The following is a 20779-nucleotide window of genomic DNA, read 5'->3' on the forward strand; positions in this document are numbered from 1 at the left end:
TGCGGCAGCCGAGGCGGGCGGCGCGTGGAGGATGGCTGCGCGGTGGGTGGATCGCAGGAGTGCGGCAAGTTCAGTCTAAAGCGGACGTCGGGGTCTCGTCACTCGGGTGAAGAGGCCATGTGAGCTGCGGATTTGATGGCTAGGGTGGCTCCTCGTGAGTTGCCGCTGTGAATGGATCGGGTCCGGTGGGCGGGTGCTTCGCCTGCATGCCGACGACTGGTTGGACGCTCGGATCGAGGAGCCCGCGCTCTGCGGGCTCGCCGCCAACCCGGCGGCGCCGGACGGTGTGCTGCTGGAGCTGCTCCGGTCGTGGCCGGAGGCGGTGCCCGCGGCGTTCCGGCGACGGACGCTGCCCGCACCGGTGGTCGCGGCGATGGTGGAGCACCCGAGCGTGCGGGTGCGTGCCGCGCTGGCCGCCAACCCCCTGGTGGAGCCGGCCGCCCGGCTGCGCCTGGCCGGCGACCCGGACGACGAGGTCGTGCGGCGGCTGCTCGCCGACCGGGAGTTCCCGGCGCCGGACCGGCTGCTGTGGATCGGCCTGGACCGGCTGCTCGGGCAGTTCCGGCGCGGCCTGATGACCGAGGAGGACCTGGCCGACGAGGTGCTCGAGGAGATCGGCCGGGACCGGCGGGTGATCGGCGCGGCCCGGCGGCATCCGGACCCGGCTGTCCGGCGGGCCCTGCTCGGCATGTTCCGCCCGACCTACGGCGACCCGGAGCACGAGGTCGTGCAGGCGCTGCTCAAGGACGAGGACGTCGCGGTGCGGGGCGCGGCCGCCGAGGCGGTGCGGGACTGGACGGCACGCGCGGCCCGCGAGACGGAACGGGCCGACGTGCGCGGCAACGGCTACGACGTCCGGCACATCCTGTCGGCCACCCGGCTCTCCCGGGCGCTGATCGACGAGCTGCTGGCCGAGGACGACAAATACTCCCTGGACCAGATCGCGAAGAACCCCAGTGTGCCGCCCGAGGTGCTGGATGTCCTGGTCGGTCACCCGGAGCCGGAGGTCCGGGCGGGCGCCGCGCGCCACCCGCACCTGACCGCCGGACAGCTGGCCCGGCTCGCGGCGGACCCGGCCGACGAGGTGCGTGCCGCGCTCGCGGCCCACCCCGGTCTGACCGAGGAGCAGCGGGCCGGCCTCGACCTCGCGCCCGCCGACCCCGGTTGCGGCCACTACCCGCCGGACACACCGGGGGAATTGCTGCTGCGGTCCTTCCTGGAACGCCCGGGCCGCAGCCGCCTGCCGCACCTGCCGAACTTCCCCACCGAGGGCCTGGCCCGGTTCGCCGGCGACCCGGATCCGGCCGTCCGGCGTCTCGCCGTCCGCGATCCGCACGCCGCGCCCGAGCTGATCGACCACCTCACCGCCGACCCGGACGAGCACGTCCGCCGGGCAGCCGCCGCCTGCCCGCGCCTGCCGGCCGCCCGGCTCCTGGCCCTGCTCGACGACCCGGACCTGGCCGGCGCGGCCGCAGCCAACCCGTCCCTGCCCGAGCCGCACATGTGGGCGCTGATAATCAGTAAGCCCAGGTAGGTGCGGGCGTAGTAATGTCCATCCATGGGCGATGGTCGATCTCTTGCGGTCGATGAGCCGGGGGCGTTGCACTATGACGACGAGGAGCGGCCGGCTCGGAAGCTGGCCGGGTGGGCCGGATCGGTCGTCTCGGTGGTCGCTGCCGGGGTCGGGGTCTTCGCGCTCTGGCAAGTGTTCCGGCCGCTCGCTCAGGGCAGCCAGTTCTATCTGATCCTGTTCCTGGCGGGGACGCTTCCGCTGGTCTTCCTCGCGTACAAATCAAGGGTCGACCGCGACGACACGCCCACCTGGACGGACCGGATCCTCGCGGGCGTCGCCCTGCTGGTCTGTCTCTATCCGGTGAATCCGTTCGGCGGTGGGTACGACGGCTTCCTCGACCGGCAAGGGTTGCTCGCACCGGTCGACGTCGTGTTCGGCGCGGTTCTGCTGGTGCTGGTGGTCGAGGCCGCGCGGCGGACCACCGGGTGGGCGTTGCCGGTCGTCTGCGCGGTTTTTCTTCTGTACGGCTATTACGGCGGACTGCTCCCGCAGCACTGGCCGATCGCGCATGCCGGGCTCGACTTCGGGCAGATCGTCGACGCGCTCTACAACTCCGGGAGCGGGTTCTACGGCACCCCGCTCGACGTGGCCGCGACGTACATCGTGCTGTTCACCATCTACGGCGCGGTGCTGGACCTCTCCGGCGCCAGCCGGTTCTTCGTCGACCTGTCGGTGGCCGCCTTCCGCAGGTCGCGCAGCGCGGCCGGGCGGACCGCGGTCGCCGCCGGGTTCCTGCTCGGCACGGTCTCCGGATCGGGCACCGCGACCGCGGTCAGCGTCGGCGCGGTCACCTGGCCGATGCTGCGCCGGGCCGGGTACCCGCCCGAGCAGGCCGGCGGGATGCTGGCCGCGGCCGGGGTGGGCGCCATCCTGTCGCCGCCGACGCTGGGCGCGGCCGCGTTCATCGTCGCGGAGTACCTCGACGTGTCGTACCTGACCGTGCTCGGCTGGGCGATGATCCCGACGCTGCTCTACTACCTGGGCATCATCCTGGCCGTGGAGATCGACGTGCGGCGGTTCGGGGTCCGGGCCGTGGACCTGCCGGCCACCAGCGCGGGGCGGCTGCTGACCCGGTTCGGCTACCACTTCTCGTCGCTGATCCTGATCGTCGTGCTGCTCGCGCTCGGCGAGAGCGCCACCCGGGCCGTGGTCTACGCGACCCTGCTCGCGGTGGCGCAGTCCTACCTGGACCGCCACGCGTGGCTGACCCCGGCCCGGCTGTTCCAGGCGCTCGCCGCCGGGGTGCGCGGGGTGCTCCCGGTCGTCGCGGTCTGTGCCGCGGCCGGCGTGATCACCGCGATCACCACCAAGACCGGGCTCGGCGCGCAGCTGGCGTCGCTGCTGGTCAACGGCGCGCAGGCGATCACCGGGAATCCGGCCGCGGTGCTCGCACTGACCGTGCTGCTGGCCGCGGTGGCGCTCGCGATCCTGGGCCTGGCGGTGCCGGTCACCGCGAGCTTCATCATCGGCTGGGTGATCATCGGGCCGGCGCTGCTCGGGCTCGGGGTGAGCGCGCCGGCCGCGGCCATGTTCGTCTTCTACTACTCGGTGCTCTCCGAGGTCACCCCGCCGACCGCGCTCGCCGCCGTCGGCGCGAGCGCGATCACCGGCGGGCGGACCATGCCGACCATGTGGCAGGCCCTGAAGTACGCGCTGCCGGCCTTCCTCGCGCCGATCGCCTTCGTGCTCACCGACCGGGGCGAGTACCTGCTGGCCCGCGGCCCGGCGCTCGGCGTGCTGTGGACCAGCGCGGCGGCGGCACTCGCGGTGCTCGGGCTGGCCGTGGCGACCGGTGGCTGGGTGCCGGGGGTGGGCCGGGCCGGGCTGCCGAGCCGGATCCTGGCCGGGATCGCCGGGCTGTTCCTGCTGTACCTGGCGCCGCTCACGATCGGGATCGGGCTGGCCGCACTGGCCGGGTCGGCGCTGCTCGCCGCCGTGGGCCGGGCCCGACGACGTCCGGAAGAGAACGTTGATCAGGAAGGCGAAGCATGCGAAGAATCGTGACCGCGACGACCGCACTCACTCTCGTCCTGGCCACCGCCGCGTGTGGTGGCCGGCAGGACACCGCCGCGACCGACACCGGTGGCGACGTCACCTGCCAGGTCGGCCAGGACACCCGGGTCGGCATCGCGACAGGCAACGCGACAGGGGTCTACTTCGCGCTCGGCAACGCGTTCGCCGAGCAGGTGAACGCGTCCGGCAGCCGGGTGCAGGCGACCGCGGCCGAGACCGGCGCGTCGGTGCAGAACATCCAGCAGCTCGTCGCGGGCAGCTACGACGTGGCGTTCTCGCTCGCCGACACGGCCGCGGACGCGGTCAACGGCACGAACAGCTTCACCGCGAAGCAGCCGGTCGCCGCCCTGGCGCGGATTCACACCAACTACACCCAGGTGATCGTCCGCAAGGCCGCGGGCATCGAGGACGTGGCCGGGATGAAGGGGAAGCGGGTCTCCACCGGCTCGCCGAAGTCCGGCACCGAGGTGATCGCGAACCGGATGCTGACCGCGGCCGGCCTGGATCCGGCGACGGACGTCAGCGCCCAGAAACTCGACCTCACCAAGACCGTCGACGGCATGAAGGACGGGTCGATCGACGCGCTGTTCTGGTCCGGCGGGCTGCCCACCCCCGGCATCACCGACCTGCTGACGACCGCGAAGGATCAGGTCGCGTTCCTCGACGTCACCCCGCTGCTCCCGGCCCTCCAGAAGATCAACGAGGTTTATCAGGAGGGCACCGTCCCGGCCGCGACCTACCGGCAGCCGGCCGACGTCAAGACCATCGTCGTCCCGAACTACCTGCTGGTCCGCGCGGACCTCGACCCGGACGTCGCCTGCGTCCTCACCAGGACCCTCTTCGACCGCAAACCCCAGCTCGAACAGGCGAACGCCGCGGCCAAGGAGATCAGCCTCTCGACGGCCCGCCGGACGGCGCCGGTGCCGCTGCACCGCGGCGCCGAGAAGGCCCTCGACGACCTGAACGCCCCGAAGTAGCGAGGCCGGCTGGTGCTCAGGGGTGCCTTCAAGCCCGGGAGGCACCCCTGAGCACCAGCCGCCACCGTGCGGGGCCGGTCAGGCGGTGGCGCCGCCGTCGATGACCAGGTCGTGGCCGACGGTGAAGGCGGACTCCGGGGAGGCCAGCCACAGGACGGCGGAGGTGATCTCGTCGAGGGAGCCGACCCGGCCGATCGGCAGGCCGACGGCCAGCCGGGCGGCCCGGTCGTCGGCGGTCTCGCCGGGGAACAGTGACATCGTCGTGTCGGCCGGGCCGGGGCTGACCGCGTTGATCCGGATGCCGTCGCGGATGTACTCCAGGGCGGTGTTGCGGGTCAGGGCGCTGACCGCGGCCTTGGTGGCCGCGTAGGCGCCCAGGCCCGGGCGCCGGCCGTGCGCGCCGATGTTCGAGGCGACGTTCACGATCGTGCCGCCGGTCGGGCGCATCAGCCCGATCTCGTGCTTCATCGCCAGGTAGACGCCGGTCAGGTTCGTCGCGACCAGGCGGTCCCACTCCGGGCTGGGCATCTCGGCGAGCGGCATCCCGCCGCCGAACACCCCGGCGTTGTTGACCGCCACGTCGAGCCGCCCGAACTTCTCGCCGATCGCGTCCAGCAGCGCCGCGACGTCCTGTTCGACGCTGACGTCGGCGACCATCGGGATCCCGCCGGCCTCCTCCAGCGCGGCCCGGTTGCGCCCGGCGACGATCACGGTCGCGCCCTCGGCGGCGAGTGCCCGCGCGGTGTTCCGGCCGATCCCGGAGCCGCCGCCGGTGACCAGGGCGATCTTTCCCGCGAAACGTTCCGTCATGAGGTCCCCGTTTTCTAGAACGTACGGTCAAATAATGGGAGTGAGAGTGCCGATCATCGTGATCGCCTGTGCGGCGGCCGTGGTGGCGCGCCCGCTGCCCGGCCGGCCGCGGCCGACGACGCGCATGCCCTGCAGCAGCACCAGCACGAGACGGGCCAGCGCGGCAGGGTCGGCGTCGGCGACCAGCTCGCCGGCCACCCGGGCCCGGCTGAACGCGGCGGTCAGCGCCGCCTCCAGGGCCGACCAGCTGGCCTCCACGGTGAGCGCGGCCCCGGCGTCGGCGGGCAGCCGCTCGATCGCCGCGTTCACCACGAAGCAACCCGCCCTGGCCTGGTCGGCGTCGGCGTAGTCGGTGATCAGCGCGTACACCGCGGGCAGTGCCGGGCCGGCGCCGGACAGCCGGGCCACGAGCGCCGGGTCGCGGGCCGTGGCGTACGCGTCGAGGGCCTTGAGGTAGAGCTCGTGCTTGTCGCCGAACGTGGCGTAGAGCCCGGCCCGCGCCACCCCGGTCGCGGTGACCAGGTCGGCGATCGACGTGGCCGCATAACCCTTGCTCCAGAACAGCCGCATCGCCCGCTCCAGCGCGTCCGCGACGTCGAATTCCTTGGTCCGTCCCACGGGCAACACCCTACACATTCCAGAACGTACGGTCTAGAAAGGATTCTCGTGCAACCCTGGCGCCCGTCGGCCTCGTGCTTACCGCGACCGATGACCGATGGGGGATTGCATGAGTGACCGTGACGAGGCGTTCGCGGAGTATTTCGCGGCCCGGTCAGGCAGCATGCGCGCCACGGCGTACCTGCTCTGTGGCAACTGGCACCGGGCGGAGGACTTGGTGCAGACCACCTTCACCAAGCTCTATCTGCGCTGGGACCGGATCAGCAAGCAGGAGTCGCTGGACCCGTACGCCCGCCAAGTGATGATCCGCGCCTTCATCGACGAGGGCCGGTGGGGATGGTGGCGCCGGGAACGACCGCACCACGAGCCGATCGAGCGGGCGGCGCCGGACGTGCCCGCCGAGGACCGGCTGATGCTGCTGCGGGCGCTGGCCGACGTGCCGGCCCGGCAGCGTGCCGTGCTGGTGCTGCGCTACTGGCAGGACCTCAGCATCGAGGAGACCGCCGCGGCGCTCGGCTGCACCAGCGGCACGGTCAAGAGCCAGTCCGCCCGCGGGCTGGCCACGTTGCGCGCGCTCATCGGCGCGCCCGTCACCGCCGAATGAGGGGGAAGACCATGGAGGAGACCGAGTTCCGCGAGGCGCTGCGGAGCGTGGTGACGCAGAGTTCCGAGCCGCCACCGATGCAGTCGGCCACCGTGATCGCGGCGGGGCGGCGGGCCGCGGGGCGCCGTCGTACGCTGCTCGCCTGTGCCGGTGCGTTCGCGGCCCTGGCCGCGGTGACGATCGTGCCGGCCCACTACCTCTCCGGTGATGCGGGCCCGGAGGGCGGGATTCCGGTCGCGGCACCGGCCGCCACCCCGAGCGTGATCGCCTCACGAGGACCGTCCGCGACACCGGGACCGTCCGCGACACCGCAGGAGGAGGAGACCGAGCCGTCCTGGCCGGCCGAGGCCAGCGGGGACGCCACCGCCGACACCGGGCCCCGCTACCAGAGCGGCAAGCAGCTGCTCGCCGACCTGCTGAAGGTCGTCCCGGGCGGGTACGCGACCCCGCGCGGCCAGCTCGACGACGGGTCCGACCTGCAGTGGCACCAGGCGGCGATCGAGAACCCGGAGTGGAGCTACCTGGCGACCGCGGCGCTCGCCAAGGGCGGTGGCCTCGGGCAGATCCTGGTCGAGGTGCACGAGTCGGACAACACCCTGCCGGACGACCCGTGCAAGCTGGCGACGGCGTTCTGGGGGATGGGCGGCGACTGCCAGGTGCAGCAGGTCGGCGCGGCGAAGGTGGGTGTCGCCACACCCGCCGCCGGCGGTGACAGCCGGCTCGGCCAGTGGGCCGCGTACCGCTGGGACGACGACGTGGTGGTCTTCGTGGGGCAGACCCGGGCGCTGGCCAGCAACCGGGACGGCACGCCCAAGGACGCGCTCGCCCAGCTGCCGTTCGACACACAGGCGCTGGCCGGGCTCGCCGTCGACGAGCGGTTCCACATCGGCGGATAAACGCGTTGCCGGGCCCGGGGCGGGGCTTCTAGGGTGGGACACAGCTTCGGGCGGGATCGCTCGGACGACTGATCAGGGAGATCACGATCATGCTGTGTGCGTACCGCTATCTCGCCCCGGACCGGTGGCGCGGCTGAGCCCGCTCTCGCGTGATACGCGCCGCCGTTCCCTTGTACGGGAATGGCGGTTTTTGTTTTTGTGATCCGACGGGAGAACCAGGCACGCCACGCGGGCGCGCCGACGATGGAGAGTCGGGCCCGGCTGTAAACCGGGTGCTTCGCTGAGCAGGTTCGAATCCTGCCGCCCGCACGCACGACACGATCGCATGCCCGAGTGGCCAGGGAACCGTCTGCAAAGCGGTGCACGCCGGTTCGAATCCGGCTGCGGTCTCCACAGAGTCTCCGCCCGAGCGCTGTTGCAGGGCAGGGTCGCTCGTCGCCTCTCTCGTGGCGCGATGGCGTCCCGATTCCCCCGTACGTTTCCGTAACCGGGCGAGAGCGACCCGCTGCCCTGCAACGACGTCGATGCTTGCCGGTTGACCTTGTACGAAGCATGGGAGACTCGTACTTTCCTGGTGGATTTCTTGAATCCGCTGGTAGGAGACGAGCGTGTGGAGGTCAGTTGGCGGTGGAGTTCGGTGTGCTCGGTGTGGTGGAGGCCCGGATCGGCGGGGTGTCCGCCGACCTGGGGCATGCCCGGCAACGGTGCGTGCTGGGTGTGCTGCTGGTGGAGGCCGGGCGTCCGGTCACCCTGGACCAGTTGATCGACCGGGTGTGGGGCGGGCAGGCCCCGCAGCGGGCGGCCGGCGCGCTCTACAGCTACCTGTCCCGGCTGCGCGGCGCGATCGCCGGGGCGCCGGGCATGGAGATCCGGCGCGAGCCCGGCGGTTACCTGCTCACCGTGGATCCGCAGACCGTGGACCTGCACCGGTTCCGCCGGTTGACGGCGCTGGGCCGGGCCGCGGAGTCCGACCGGGCCGCCGCCGACCTGATCGGGCAGGCGCTGGACCTGTGGCGGGGCGAGCCGTTCGCCGGGCTGGACACGCCGTGGCTGAACGCGACGCGCCGCGCGCTGCTCGACGAACGGTTCGCCGCCGAACTGGACGGTTACGACGTGCTGCTCCGGCTGGGCCGGCACGGTGAACTGCTGCCCGGGCTGAGCGCCGCCGTGGCGGACCATCCCCTCGACGAACGCCTGGCCGGGCAGGCGATGCTGGCGCTGTACCGGTGCGGGCGGCAGGCCGACGCGGACGAGCAGTACCGGCGGATCCGGCGGTCCCTCGCCGACGAGCTGGGCAGCGATCCGGGCGCCGGGCTGCGCCGGCTGCACGAGCAGATCCTCGCCGCCGACGCCGCTCTGGAGCTGCCGGTCGGCGCACCGGCCGCCGCCGCGGTGACCGTTCCGGCGCAGTTGCCGGCCGATGTCCGGGCCTTCACCGGTCGTACCCAGGAACTCTCCGCCTTGGACAGGTTGCTGGTGTCGCCGGGCGGTGGTGAGCCACCGCTGACCGTGGCGTTGCTCTCCGGCACGGCCGGCGTCGGCAAGTCCGCGCTGGCCGTGCGGTGGGCGCACCGCGTCCGGGACGGGTTCCCGGACGGGCAGCTCTACGTGAACCTGCGCGGCTACGACGCGGAGCAGCCGGTGGCCGTCGCGGACGCCCTGGCCGGGTTCCTGACCGCGCTCGGGGTGCGCGGGCCGGAGATCCCGCCGGGTGTCGACGAGCGTGCCGGCCGGTTCCGCTCCGAGCTGACCGGCCGGCGGATGCTGGTGCTGCTCGACGACGCGGCCTCGGTGGAACAGGTGCGGCCGCTGCTGCCCGGCACCGGGTCGTGTCTGGTTCTGATCACCAGCCGGGACTCGCTGCCCGGTCTGGTCGCGGTGCACGGCGCCGAGCGGGTGATGCTCGACCTGCTGCCGCTGCCGGACGCGCTCGGGTTGCTGCACACCCTGATCGGTACGAGGGTGACCGCCGAGCCGGCCGCCGCCCGGGCCCTGGCCACCGCGTGCGCCCGGCTGCCCCTGGCGCTGCGGATCGCCGCCGGGCTGGCCACCGACCGTGCCGACGTGCCGCTGGCCGAGCTCGTCGCCGAGCTGGACGACCACCAGGTGCGCCTCGACCTGCTCGACGCGGGCGGTGACCAGCGGGCCGAGGTCCGCGCGGTGTTCTCGTGGTCGTACCGGAGCCTGCCGGACGCCGCCGCCCGGGTGTTCCGGCTGCTCGGGCTGCACCCGGGGGAGTCCGCACACGTCGACGCGGTGGCCGCGCTGACCGGTGTCGAGCCCGGCGAGGCGCGGCGGCTGCTCGGCGTGCTGGCCCGGGCCAGCCTGGTCCAGGCCGGGCGGGGCGGCCGGTACGCCATGCACGGGCTGCTGCGCGCCTACGCCGCCGGGCTGGCCGCCGACCACGACGCCGAACCGGACCGGCGGGCCGCGTTGCATCGCCTGTTCGACCACTACCTGGCCGCGGCGAGCGACGGTGACGCCGGCGCGGCCCGGGACTGGCTCGAGGCGGAACGGGCGAACCTCGCGGTGATCTGCGTCCACGGCGCGGCGCACGGCTTCCACCGGCACACCATCGCGCTGGCCGAGGCGCTGTTCCCGCACCTCGACGCGGGCGGGCCGGTCGCCGAGGCGGCCACCGTGATGGCGTCCGCGGTGTCCGCCGCCCGCGCGGTCGGCGACCGGGCGGCGCAGGCCCGCGCGCTGTCGCACCTGGGCCGGCTGCACCGCCGTCAGGGCCGCCCGCACGAGGCCGCCATGACGTACCAGCGGGCGCTCGTCCTCTACGCGGACCTCGGCGAGCACGCGGCCGAGGCCCTGGTGATGCGGGACCTGGGCAGCGTCTCCTGGTTGCTGGGCGACTACCGGCGGGCCGCCGAGCACTACCAGCGGGCGCGGACGCTGTACGAACACCTCGGTGACGACGCCGGTCAGGCCGACGCGCTGGTCCGGCTGGGCCTGATCGACGCGCGGCTCGGCGACCCGGCGTCGGCGGCGGGGCGGTACGACGCCGCCCTGACCCGCTACGCCACCCTCGGTGACCGGTTCAGCGAGGCGTACGTCCTGTCGCTGCTGGCCCGGCTGCCGGACCAGGAAGGAAACCTCGGCAAGGCCGCCGCCCACCTCGAGGAGAGCCTCGACGCCGTCCGGCGCACCGGCAACCGGACCGCGGAGGCGTACGTGCTGACCGACCTCGCCGCGGTGCACGCCCGCCAGGACCGGCTCACCGAGGCGGCCGGGCACCTGCGCCGCGCGCTGGTGCTGCACCGGCGGATCGGCGACCGGGCCAGCGAGGCGGAGGCGCTCAACGACCTCGGCCAGGTGCTGCTCGCCGCCGGGGACGCGGACGACGCCCGCCGTCAGCACGGTGCGGCGCTGGACCTGGCCGAGGAGATCGGCGACCGGTACGAGACGGCCCGCGCCCACGACGGCCTCGCCGCGGCGTGGCGGGACACCGGTGACCCCGACCGGGCCCGGCCCCACCTCGACCTGGCCCGGCGGGTCTTCGCCGACCTGTGGGTGCCGGCCGCTCCGTCAGCAGGTGGACTGGTGCGGTAGCTCCGGGACGTAGCTCTTCCACTCGTCCGCGGTCAGCCCCCGCCCGCTGACCAGGCACGCGTTCCCGGCCGGGTCGGCTGCCAGGTCCGCGGGCACCCGGACGTCCCAGAGCGTGACGTTCTTGCTCGGCGCGCCGAACGTGCCGCCGGCCGCGATGGTGCGCCCGTCCCGGCTGAGCGCCACGTTGTAGCTCTGCAGGTCCGGGGTCTTGATCGTGGCGTACGGGACCGGGTCGGACATCTCGGCGATGTCCCACAGCATGATGGTGTCGTCGATGCTGGCGCTGGCGAGGGAGCGGCCGTCCGGGGTGAAGGCCACCCACAGCACCGCGTTGGTGTGCCCGGTCAGCGCGGCGACCTGGCGGGGCTGTGCCGGGTCGGCGACGTCCCACAGCAGGACCGTCGCGTCGTCGGCGCCGGCCGCCAGGGTGCGCCCGTCCGGGCTGAACACCAGCGTGTTCGCGGTGAAGCTGATCCAGTCCTTCAGCGGGATCGAGGTGAGCCGCGCCGGGGCGGCCAGGTTCGTCACGTCCCACAGCGACACGTTGTAGCCCTCACCGGCGGCCATGGTGCGCCCGTCCGGCGCGAACGCGATGGTGGTCAACGTCTTGCGGAGCGCGAGCACGGTGCGCGAGACCGGCTTCTCCCGGTCCGTGACATCCCACAAGGTCGTCTTGCCGTCGCGGCGGCCGACCGCGAGGGTACGACTGTCCGGACTGAACGTCACCGTGTACACCAGGTCCCCGCCGTCGTCGAGCGTGGACAGCAGTGCCGGCGCGTCCGGCCGGGTCATGTCGAGCAGGGTGACGGTCTTGTTCACCCCGGTCACCGCGAGGGTGCGGCCGTCCGGGCTCAGCGTGATCCCGTCGACGGTGCTGCCGAGCAGGGGCACGGTGGCCCCCTGGACCGGGGCGGCCGGATCGGTCAGGTCCCACGGCACCGCCGGACCCTGCCGGCCCGCCGCGAGCAGCGATCGGTTGTCCGGCCCGAACTCCAGGCCCACGACGCGGCCGGGGAGCGGCCAGGGGAGCGTGGCGACCGGCTCCTTGGCGAACCGGCCCTTCGTGCTCCACAGCGTGGCCGTCCGGCGTGCGGTGCCGACCGTGGTCAGGGTGCGGCCGTCCGCGCTGAAGGCCAGCGACCCGACCGCGCCGTCCGCGGTGTTCAGCGTGGCCAGCTGGGTGGAGAACCAGGGGAACGCGTCGTCGTCCCCGATGGTCCACAGCGCGGTCCGGCCGTCCGAGTCGGCGAGGGCCAGGGTGAGCCCGTCCGGGCCGAACGCCATCGCGCTCAGGTGGGCGTCACCGGTCGCGGCGAGCTTGGAGAGGCCCGGGTGCGGCGTGGCCGGTTCGCTCAGGTCCCACAGCCCGACGTAGTCGCCGTCCTGCTCGACCGCCACCACGGGCACCTTCGGGCTGAACGCGATGGCGGCGTCGGTGATCGGGTTACCGAAGGCCACGGCGAGCTCGGCGCCCGGCACCGGGTGGGCCGGGTCGGTCAGATCCCAGACCCGCACGACCGCCCCGCTGGTCACGGCGGTCCGTCCGTCCGGACCGAATTGCAGGGGGTACGCGGCGGGCAGCGTCGCCAGCGGGGCCGGCGCGGTGCCGGTGAGGTCCCACAGGACGGTGTTCTTGTCCCGGGTGCTCGCCGCGGCGGTGTGCCCGTCCGGGCTGAACGTGACGGTGGTGATCCCGGCGGCGTCGGTGATCGGGGCCCGCCGGGCCGGGTGGGCCGGATCGGTCACGTTCCACAGGGCCACCTCGGCCCCGCCGTTGACGACCGCGAGCGTGTGCCCGTCCGGGGCGGTGGCCAGTGTGGTGTCCGCCGTCGCACCGGCCGGCACGGTGGCGAGCCGTACCGGCTCGGCCGGGTCGGTGCCGTCCCACAGCGACACGGTCCCGCCGGTGTCCGCGGTCGCGACGACCTGCCCGGTGACCGGCACGACGGTGGTCACGCCGGTGAGCGCGCCGGCGTAGTGCGTCGACATGACCAGGTGGCTGAGCTGCTCGAGAGTCTGCGGCTCCGGGTTCAGCCGCTGCGCGGCGACCCCCAGCATCAGGGCCTTCTTCGGGTCGTCGACGATCATCGCGCGGGCCCGTACCATCAGGCGCCGGCTGATCTCGGCACGCTGCTGTTTCGCCGCGGCCTCGCGCTGGCGGCGGGCCTCGTCGGCCGCCTCCCGGGCCAGCTTCTCCTGCCGCTTGCGTTCCTCCTCGGCCTTGCGGGCCTGCGCGTGGTACTTCGCGGCGAGCTTCTTCTGCTCCGTCGCCCGCGCCGACGCCTGGTCCGCGAGCTCCTGCTGCCGCTGCGCGCTCGCCTTCTCCCGGTCGGCCTCGGCCCGTTGCCGCTGCGCCTCCTCGCCCGCGCCCCGGGCCAGCTTCTGCTGCCGTTCGGCGTTCGCCTTCTGCCTCGCCGCGGTGGCCCGGTACCGCTCGGCGGCGTCCTGCTCCCGCTCCGCCTCCGCGGCGGCCTCCTCGGCGAGGGCCTGCTGTTCCCCGGCGAGCAGCGTCTGCCGGCCGGTCTCCTCCTTGGCGGTCTGCGCCCGCGCCTCCTGGACCCGGGCGTTCTCCTGCTGCCGCTGCGACTCCTCGGTGGCGCGTTCGGCGGTGGTGCGCTGCTGCGTCGCCACCTGCTCCTGCCGGTCGGCCTCCACCACCGCGGCGTTGGCCCGGTCGGCGTTGCGCACCGCGACCATCCCGGTCAGCGACGTGACCAGGGTCAGCAGCACCAGCATCGACACCGCCACGACGCCCAGCCGCCGCACCCGCCGGTGCTGCCGGACGTCCTCACCCTCCAGCTCGTCCTTGCTGACCCCGTGCATCGGCGCGGCCAGCTGCGCGATCGCGTCCCGGAACCGGACGTGCTGCAGGCTCAGGTGCAGGTCGTCGCGGGCCCACCGCAGGTCGAGGAAGAGCGGCTCCTCGGTGAACACCCCGCGCAGCGCGGCCGGCACCGCGGTCGAGCCGGCGGTGAAGTCCCCGGCGCCGGCGTCCCAGAACCAGTCGCCGTCGGTCACCACCGGCAGGATCTGGTCCGCCGACTTGGTCGCCAGCCAGTGCTCGATCTCCCGGTTCACCCACGGCGAGCGGGCCGCCTCCGGCGAGGCGAGCAGCACGAAGTGGTTCGAGCCGTCGAGAGCCTCCTGAATGGAGCTCCACAGCTTGGGCGTCACCGCCAGCCCGGTCTGGTCCCGGAAGATCCAGAGCGCGCGCCGCCGGTGCCAGGGTCTCGCCAGCCGGTGCAGACCACGCTGGACAGCCGGAGCGAGCCGCCCGTCGGCGGCGTGGCTGTAGGAGATGAAACCATCAAAGGGCATGACTGTTCCCGCGGGCTAGGTGATCGGCGGGGGCCGATTCTCCATGCCACCGCGCCCGGCGGTGCAGCCGGGCGTTACGACCCGGTCGCGACGTAGACCGTGTTGGCCGAGGTTCCCCTGGTCAGCGGGTTGTCGAAGGTCACCACGTGGGCCTCGACGCTGGTGAAGACCTCCCGCAGCACGGCCAGGAACCCCTCCTCGGGCGCGTCGTCGGACCAGAGCCCGAACACGCCGCCCGGCCGCAGCAGAGCGGCGAGCCGGCGCAGCCCACCGGCGGTGTAGAGGTCGGCGTGCGTGGGGTCCAGCACGTTGACCGGCGAGTGGTCGACGTCGAGCAGGATCGCGTCGAAGCGGCGCCCGGGCACGGCCGGGTCGAAGCCCGAGCCGTCGCGGACCAGCGCGAAGAAGTCACCCTCGAGGAGCGTGGTGCGGGGGTCGGTGACCAGCGCGCCGGCCTCCGGGAGCAGCTCGCGGCGGTGCCAGTCGATCACCGGGGCCAGCGCCTCGACCACGGTCAGGGACGCGACCCGCTCGTCGTCGAGCGCGGTGCGGGCGGTGTAGCCGAGGCCCAGCCCGCCGACGACGACGTCCAGCCGGGCGCCGTCCGGCAGAGCGGCCAGGCCGAGCCGGGACAGCTCCTCCTCGGCGACGGTGAACAGGCTCGACATCAGGTACTCGTCGCCGAGCTTCACCTCGTACACATCGGTCTTGGTCGTGGGTTCGAGGCGCCGCCGGAGGCTGATTTCGCCGATGCGGGTGTCGGCCCAGCCGAGTTCGGCGAATCGGGACGGCATGAGGTGTCCTTTCGGTGGGCTTGTGCACGAGTGTGCACGGGAACTCGAACGTGGCAGGCCCGGGGGCGGTGAACCGACCCGGGAGAGTTGCGGTACACCCCGGTAACAGCAGCTCCCAGCCCAGCAGTGGGGAGACCGGGATGACCGCCGTGACCCAGCCTCGAGTTCTCACCGTCCGCCGTTCGCTCCGCGTCGCTCGCGTCGGCACCGTCGCGTTCCTCGTGCTCAACCTCGCCGCGGTCCAGGTGATGTTCGCCGCCGCCGGACCCGCCAAAAATCTTCCGGGTACGATCGGCCGGCTCCTCGGCCTCTACCTCGCCCTGGCCATGGCCCTGCAACTGCTGCTGGTGGCCCGGCTCCCGATCGTCGACCGGGCCTACGGCATGGACCGCCTCACCCTGTGGCACCGCTGGACCGGTATGGCGATCTTCTGGCTGGCGCTGGCCCACCCGGCGTTCGTGCTGCTCGGCTTCGCCCGGCTGGACGGCACGTCGTTCCTGGCCACCACGGTGAGCCTGGCGAAGCAGCCGCCGGTGCTGCTCGGCATGATCGGGGCCGGCCTGATCCTGGTGATCGTGGTGCTGTCGGTCCGGGTCGCCCGGCGCCGGCTCTCCTACGAGACCTGGCACGCCATCCACCTGCTGCTCTACGTGGTCGTGGCGCTCGGCGTGCTGCACCAGGTCTACGAGGGCACCGCGTTCCGGGTCAACCTGCTCACCCAGGTCTACTGGTGGGGGCTGTGGGCGTTCGCGCTCGGCGCCCTGCTCACCGGCCGGCTGATCGTCCCGCTGCTCCGCAACGCCCGGCATCAGCTGCGGGTGGGCGCGGTCGTCTCGGAGTCCGACGACACGGTGTCCGTGCACATCATCGGCCGGGACCTCGACCGGCTGCCGGCCCGGGCCGGGCAGTTCTTCCTCTGGCGCTTCCCCGGCCACCAGAAGTGGTGGCGGGCCAACCCGTTCTCGCTGTCCGCCGCGCCGAACGGGCGCACCCTGCGGCTCACCGCCAAGGGTGTCGGCGCGACCAGCGCCGGCCTGCGCGACCTGCCGATCGGGGCGAAGGTGTACGCCGAGGGCCCGTACGGCGCGTTCACGGCGGCCCACCGGACCCGCGGCGCGACCGTGCTGATCGGCGGCGGGATCGGCGTCACCCCGATCCGGGCGCTGCTCGAGGACCCGGAGCTGACCGGGCACGTGGTCGTGCTCTACCGGGTGCGCAGCGCGCAGGACGCGGTGCTGCTCGGCGAACTCCGCAACCTCGCGGACGTCCGGCGGGCCCGGCTGCACGTGCTGGCCGGCCGGTCCGCGGCCGGGTACCAGCCGTTCGAGCCGGAGCAGTTGCTCGCGCTGGTCCCGGACATCACCGCCCGGGACGTCTACGTCTGCGGTCCGGACGCGCTGACCACGGCCGTGCTGGACAGCCTGCGGCGGCTGCGGGTGCCGGGGCGGCAGGTGCACGCGGAACGCTTCCGGCTCGCCGGATGAAGCTGGGCCGCCTTTGCCGGGGCGGTCCTTATGGAAGGTCCCGGGTGCTGCCTCGGTATGGGGGAGGCAGGACCCGGGACCTCTTCCTCAGGTCCTTCCTCTACGTGCTTCCGTTACGTGCTTCCGTTACGTGCGCAGCCGTCGCTCGGCCAGGCCCAGGCCGGTGTCGGTGAGCTTGCCGAGCAGGGCCAGCAGGATGATCGCCAGCAGCATCACGTCGGTGCGGCCGGTGTTCTGGCTGTCGATCAGCAGGAAGCCCAGCCCCATCGACGACGCGATCAGCTCGGCCGCCACCAGGAACAGCCAGCCCTGCGCCAGACCCAGCCGCAGTCCGGAAAGGATCGCCGGGGTGGCCGCCGGGAACAGGATCTCGGCGAGCAGGCGGACCCCGGACCGTCCGTACGCCCGGCCCACCTCGACCAGGTGCGGATCGATGTGCGCGAGCGCCGCCGACACCGTCGTGTAGACCGGGAAGAACGCCCCGATCGCCACCAGCACGATCTTCGGCGTCTCGCCGATGCCGAGCCAGAGCAGCAGCAGCGGCACCCAGGCCAGCGACGGCACCGCGCGGATCGCCTGCACGGTCGGTGACAGCAGCGCGCTCGCCGTCCGGGACAGCCCGACCAGGCCGCCCAGCGCGAGGCCGAGCACGGAACCGGCGGCGAAACTGATCAGCACCCGCTGCGTGCTGATCGCCAGGTGGTGCCAGAGCTCGCCGCGCCGGATCAGCTCGCCGAGCGCGTCCAGCACCTCGCCGGGCGGTGGCAGCTGGGCCGCCGAGAAGACCGCCCGGGACGCCGTCCACTGCCACGCGGCCAGCAACAGCAGCGGCAGGAGCAGCCCGGCGGCCAGGCGCCTGGTCACTGTGCGTACTTCGGCTCGAACAACGTGTCCAGCGCCGCCCGCGCACTCTCCTCGGTCTTCACGTTGGCGTCCGCCACCAGCACCGGAAGGATCTTCTCGAAGACCGCCCGCTGCGCCGCGCCAGGAACAGGGTCAACATCAATTTTTGTACGCTCGGTGAGCACCGTCGTCGCGATCGCCTCGGAGATCTTCGCCTCCCGCGCGTACAGCTTCACCGCGTCCGCCGGGTTGTCCTCGATCCACTGACGCGCCTTCTCGTACGCGTCGACGACCGCCTGCGCCAGCTCCGGATGCTCACCGAGGAACGCCTCCTGCGCGTTGAGCACGCCGTACGAGTTGAACGCCACGTTCCGGTAGATCAGCTTCGAGCCGGACTCCTGCTCCGACGTGGCCATCAGCGGGTCCAGCCCGGCCCAGGCGTCCACGTCACCCCGCTCCAGCGCGGCCTTGCCGTCGGCGTGCTGCAGGTTCACCACCGTCACGTCGCCCGGCTCGAGCCCGGCCTGGTCCAGCGTCTGCAGCAGGAAGAAGTACGGGTCGGTGCCCTTGGTGGCCGCGATCTTCTTGCCCTTGAGCCCGGCCACGCCGGTGATCGCGGAACCCTTCGGCACCACGATCGCGGCCCACTCCGGCTGGCTGAACACCGCGATCGTCTTGATCGGCGCCCCGTTCGCCCGGGCCACCAGCGCTGCCGCCCCGGCCGTCGAACCGATGTCGACGGCGTCCGCGCGCAGCGCCTCGTTCGCCTTGTTGCTGCCCGCGGAGAGCTGCCAGCTCACCGTGACGTGCTGCGCCGCGAGGTCGGTCTCCAGCCACTTCTGGTCGCGCAGCACCAGGCTGAGCGGGTTGTAGTAGGCGTAGTCCAGCCGCAGCGTGGTGGCGCCGGCCTCGTCCGCCTTGCCCCCGGTGTCCTCACCCTCGACACAGCCGGCCAGCAACGTCGCCGCAGCCGCCGCCGCGACCAGCGCACGCATGATCCTCATCAGGTTCCGTTCCTCTCGCGCCGGCCCCACAGCCGGCTGGTCCTCAGGTGTGCCTCAGTGCTGCTGTCACACCCCTGCCGGCCAGCCGCGGTCCCGCTCCCGGCTGGCCCTCAGGGGGTGCGCCGGCGCGCTGTCGCCGGCTGGTTGTCAGGGGTGTCTCGGTCTTGTTGTGGCACCCCTGCCGGCCAGCCGAGGTCCTGCTTCCGGCTGGTTGTCAGGGGTGTGTCGGGGTGGTTGAGGCACCTCTGTGGGCCAGCCGGGGTCAGGGGTGGGCGGCGGCCGGGGCTGGGGTGTGCACGCCCAGCTCGGCCAGCAGTTGCACGCGCAGGGCGGCCAGTTCCGCGTCGCCGCGGTCGCGCGGGCGGATGCCGGGCACCTCGACGATCGACCGGATGGTGGCCGCGCCGGGCGGTGTGATGTTCCCGGTGCGCTTCCCGGCGTCGTCGCCGGCGTTTTTTCCGGCGTCCTCGCGGGTGCGCTCGCCGGCGTCCTCGCGGGCCTCCTCGCGGTTGCGCTCGCCGGCTTCTTCGCGGGTGCGCTCGCTGGTGCCGAGCAGGACCACTCGGTCGGCCAGGTGCAGAGCTTCGTCCACGTCGTGGGTCACCAGCAGCACCGTGGTGCCCGCGGCTTGCTGCACCTCGGCGAGCAGGTCCTGCATCCGCAGCCGGGTGAGCGCGTCCAACGCCGCGAACGGCTCGTCCAGCAGCAGCACCCCGGGCTGCCGCGCCAGCGCCCGGGCCAGTGCCGCCCGCTGCGCCATCCCGCCGGACACCTGCCGGGGCCGATGCCGCCCGAACTCCGCCAGCCCGACCACGGACAACCAGTGCTCCACCTCGGTGCGGGCCCGTTCCCGGCTCGTGCCACGGGGCAGTCCGAACGCGACGTTCCGCTCGATGCTCCGCCACGGCAGCAGCCTCGGCTCCTGGAACACCACCGCACACCGCGCCTCGATGCCCCGCACCTCACGGCCGTCCACCCGCACGCTGCCGGAACTCGCCGTCTCCAGCCCGCCGACCAGCCGCAGCAACGTCGACTTCCCGCATCCGGACGGCCCGAGCAGCGCCACCACCTCACCGGCGGCAACGCTCAGATCCACATCAGCCAGCACGGCCCGCTGCCGGCCACCGGCGCTGAACACCTTGCCGACACCGTCAAGTCGCAGGGGAACGGCGCTCATGCCGCGCAGCTTACCTACAACTCCTACCAACTTACTAGATTCAAACAGCGAAATCCCTGAATCAGTGATCATCCGCACCGCACCGCACCCTGTCTCCTGCGACGGCGCAGGTCACTCCGCGCGCTGGACCAGCCCCCGAGGGCGTCAGCAGCCCGAGATCAGACCTCACGGGCCGGTGGGAGCACCCGGTCGAGGTTGGCGGGGCGGTGGGAGCTCGCGGTCGGGGTTGGCGGGGCGGTGGCAGTCCGCGCGCGGTACCGGTGGGGCGGCGGGGGTCCGCGTTCGGCGTTGAAGGGGCGGTGGCAGTCCGCGTTCGGTACCGGTGGGGCGGCGGGGGTCCGCGCTTGGCGTTGAAGGGGCGGCAGCCGTCCGCGGTGGGTCGAGTTCGGGGCGGTGGCGGTCCGCGGTCGGGTTGTGCGTGGGGCTACCGCCCCCAGGTGGGCGGTAGCGGCACGCGATCTGGCATTGCGGACTCTCACCGCCCCGCCCCGCCCGGCAGCGACAGGTGCATCCGAGCGGGCACGTGCACCCCCGCCGCCCACAAAGTGATCGAGGGGCGATCGGCCGGTGATCATCGTGCCCGACGTTCCCCCGGGCAGGCACCATGTTCACCCCCGGCCGGGGTCGGTTGCACCCGGCCGCGAGCGCACGGCCGGGTACTCGCCGACAACCGGTCACCCGCGCCACTGCCCGGGCCGGGATGCCCTCGCGGGCCAGACGGTTCCGGGCCGCCAGCGCGCCCACCAAGATCAACTTAAGCTGAGCGGCATCGGGTCTGCGTGGGGAGGCGAGCTGGTTGGTGGCCTGCGTGGGTGAGGCGAGCAGGTCGGCGGCCGGCGCGGCGATGGGGACAGACAGGCCCCCGCGGACGGGATACATGGCGGCGGAACGCCGTGCGCCAGGTTGCTCGTGCGGGCGGGACACCCGGGGGTGCGTCGTCGGCGATGCGCGGCCGCGGGGTGCACCGAGGGCGGGGCGCGTGGAGGTCGGACGCACCGTGGGTCGGATGCGCGGCGGGGTGCACCGCGGGCGGGGAGCGCGGCGGCAGGGTGCACCGTGGGCCGCATGCGCCGTGGGCCGTGTGCAGCGCGAGCCGGATGTGCCGCGAGC

At 73.2% G+C, this 20779-nt stretch carries 14 protein-coding genes and 2 tRNA genes; 9 read left to right on the top strand and 7 right to left on the bottom strand.

Annotated features, from left to right (window positions below; genetic code table 11):
* The first annotated feature begins 193 nt into the window (after positions 1-193).
* Genes ADL15_RS47100 through ADL15_RS47110 form a run of 3 tightly spaced genes read left to right on the top strand, consistent with a single transcriptional unit; the run spans position 194 to position 4563 of the window.
* On the top strand, positions 194-1534 hold the full coding sequence (locus ADL15_RS47100) for a hypothetical protein (protein ID WP_067706770.1): 1341 nt from the start codon (positions 194-196) through the stop codon (positions 1532-1534).
* A gap of 24 nt (positions 1535-1558) precedes the next feature.
* A complete protein-coding gene (locus ADL15_RS47105; RefSeq protein ID WP_067706773.1) occupies positions 1559-3577 on the top strand; it encodes a TRAP transporter permease in 2019 nt (672 codons plus the stop codon).
* On the top strand, positions 3562-4563 hold the full coding sequence (locus tag ADL15_RS47110; RefSeq protein WP_067706780.1) for a TAXI family TRAP transporter solute-binding subunit: 1002 nt from the start codon (positions 3562-3564) through the stop codon (positions 4561-4563). The genes ADL15_RS47105 and ADL15_RS47110 overlap by 16 nt, the downstream gene beginning before the upstream one ends.
* 78 nt (positions 4564-4641) lie before the next feature.
* Here ADL15_RS47110 and ADL15_RS47115 read toward each other — a convergent pair whose 3' ends face one another.
* A complete protein-coding gene (locus tag ADL15_RS47115) occupies positions 4642-5373 on the bottom strand; it encodes an SDR family NAD(P)-dependent oxidoreductase (RefSeq protein ID WP_067706782.1) in 732 nt (243 codons plus the stop codon).
* A 27-nt stretch (positions 5374-5400) separates the two neighbouring features.
* A complete protein-coding gene (locus ADL15_RS47120; RefSeq protein WP_067706785.1) occupies positions 5401-5991 on the bottom strand; it encodes a TetR/AcrR family transcriptional regulator in 591 nt (196 codons plus the stop codon).
* A gap of 109 nt (positions 5992-6100) precedes the next feature.
* Between ADL15_RS47120 and ADL15_RS47125 the strand changes: the two genes are divergently transcribed.
* From ADL15_RS47125 to ADL15_RS47145, 5 genes are all read left to right on the top strand, one after another.
* Positions 6101-6595, top strand: coding sequence for a SigE family RNA polymerase sigma factor (locus ADL15_RS47125; protein WP_067706787.1), 495 nt, complete (start codon positions 6101-6103; stop codon positions 6593-6595).
* An 11-nt stretch (positions 6596-6606) separates the two neighbouring features.
* Positions 6607-7491, top strand: a complete 885-nt coding sequence (locus ADL15_RS47130) for an RAD23 family protein (protein ID WP_067706790.1) — start codon at positions 6607-6609, stop codon at positions 7489-7491.
* Positions 7492-7719: 228 nt separating this feature from the next.
* Positions 7720-7800, top strand: a tRNA-Tyr gene (locus ADL15_RS47135).
* Between the two features lie 10 nt (positions 7801-7810).
* Positions 7811-7884, top strand: a tRNA-Cys gene (locus ADL15_RS47140).
* A gap of 234 nt (positions 7885-8118) precedes the next feature.
* Complete coding sequence (locus tag ADL15_RS47145; RefSeq protein ID WP_067706817.1) at positions 8119-11049, top strand: AfsR/SARP family transcriptional regulator; 2931 nt, start codon at positions 8119-8121, stop codon at positions 11047-11049.
* Here ADL15_RS47145 and ADL15_RS47150 read toward each other — a convergent pair.
* Both ADL15_RS47150 and ADL15_RS47155 read right to left on the bottom strand, forming a co-directional pair.
* Positions 11026-14367, bottom strand: a complete 3342-nt coding sequence (locus tag ADL15_RS47150) for a TIR domain-containing protein (RefSeq protein ID WP_067706793.1) — start codon at positions 14365-14367, stop codon at positions 11026-11028. The two genes, ADL15_RS47145 and ADL15_RS47150, sit on opposite strands and share 24 nt — an antisense overlap.
* A gap of 74 nt (positions 14368-14441) precedes the next feature.
* Positions 14442-15161, bottom strand: a complete 720-nt coding sequence (locus ADL15_RS47155) for a polyamine aminopropyltransferase (protein ID WP_067706795.1) — start codon at positions 15159-15161, stop codon at positions 14442-14444.
* 140 nt (positions 15162-15301) lie between these two features.
* Here ADL15_RS47155 and ADL15_RS47160 point away from each other — a divergent pair, with 140 nt between their 5' ends.
* Positions 15302-16645 carry a ferredoxin reductase family protein gene (locus ADL15_RS47160; protein WP_083972592.1) on the top strand — a complete coding sequence of 448 codons (1344 nt, stop codon included), beginning with the start codon at positions 15302-15304 and terminating at the stop codon, positions 16643-16645.
* A gap of 126 nt (positions 16646-16771) precedes the next feature.
* On the opposite strand, the gene ADL15_RS47165 is transcribed toward ADL15_RS47160, so the two are convergent.
* From ADL15_RS47165 to ADL15_RS47175, 3 genes are all read right to left on the bottom strand, one after another.
* The gene (locus tag ADL15_RS47165; protein ID WP_067706798.1) at positions 16772-17509 is read right to left on the bottom strand and encodes an ABC transporter permease; all 738 of its coding nucleotides are present in this window, start codon (positions 17507-17509) and stop codon (positions 16772-16774) included.
* On the bottom strand, positions 17506-18492 hold the full coding sequence (locus ADL15_RS47170) for an aliphatic sulfonate ABC transporter substrate-binding protein (RefSeq protein ID WP_067706801.1): 987 nt from the start codon (positions 18490-18492) through the stop codon (positions 17506-17508). The genes ADL15_RS47165 and ADL15_RS47170 overlap by 4 nt, the downstream gene beginning before the upstream one ends.
* A 262-nt stretch (positions 18493-18754) precedes the next feature.
* Positions 18755-19669: an ABC transporter ATP-binding protein gene (locus ADL15_RS47175; RefSeq protein WP_067706804.1), complete on the bottom strand. Its 915-nt coding sequence runs from the start codon at positions 19667-19669 to the stop codon at positions 18755-18757.
* Positions 19670-20779: the final 1110 nt, after the last annotated feature.

It is taken from the genome of Actinoplanes awajinensis subsp. mycoplanecinus (assembly GCF_001509495.1).
Lineage (GTDB): Bacteria > Actinomycetota > Actinomycetes > Mycobacteriales > Micromonosporaceae > Actinoplanes > Actinoplanes palleronii.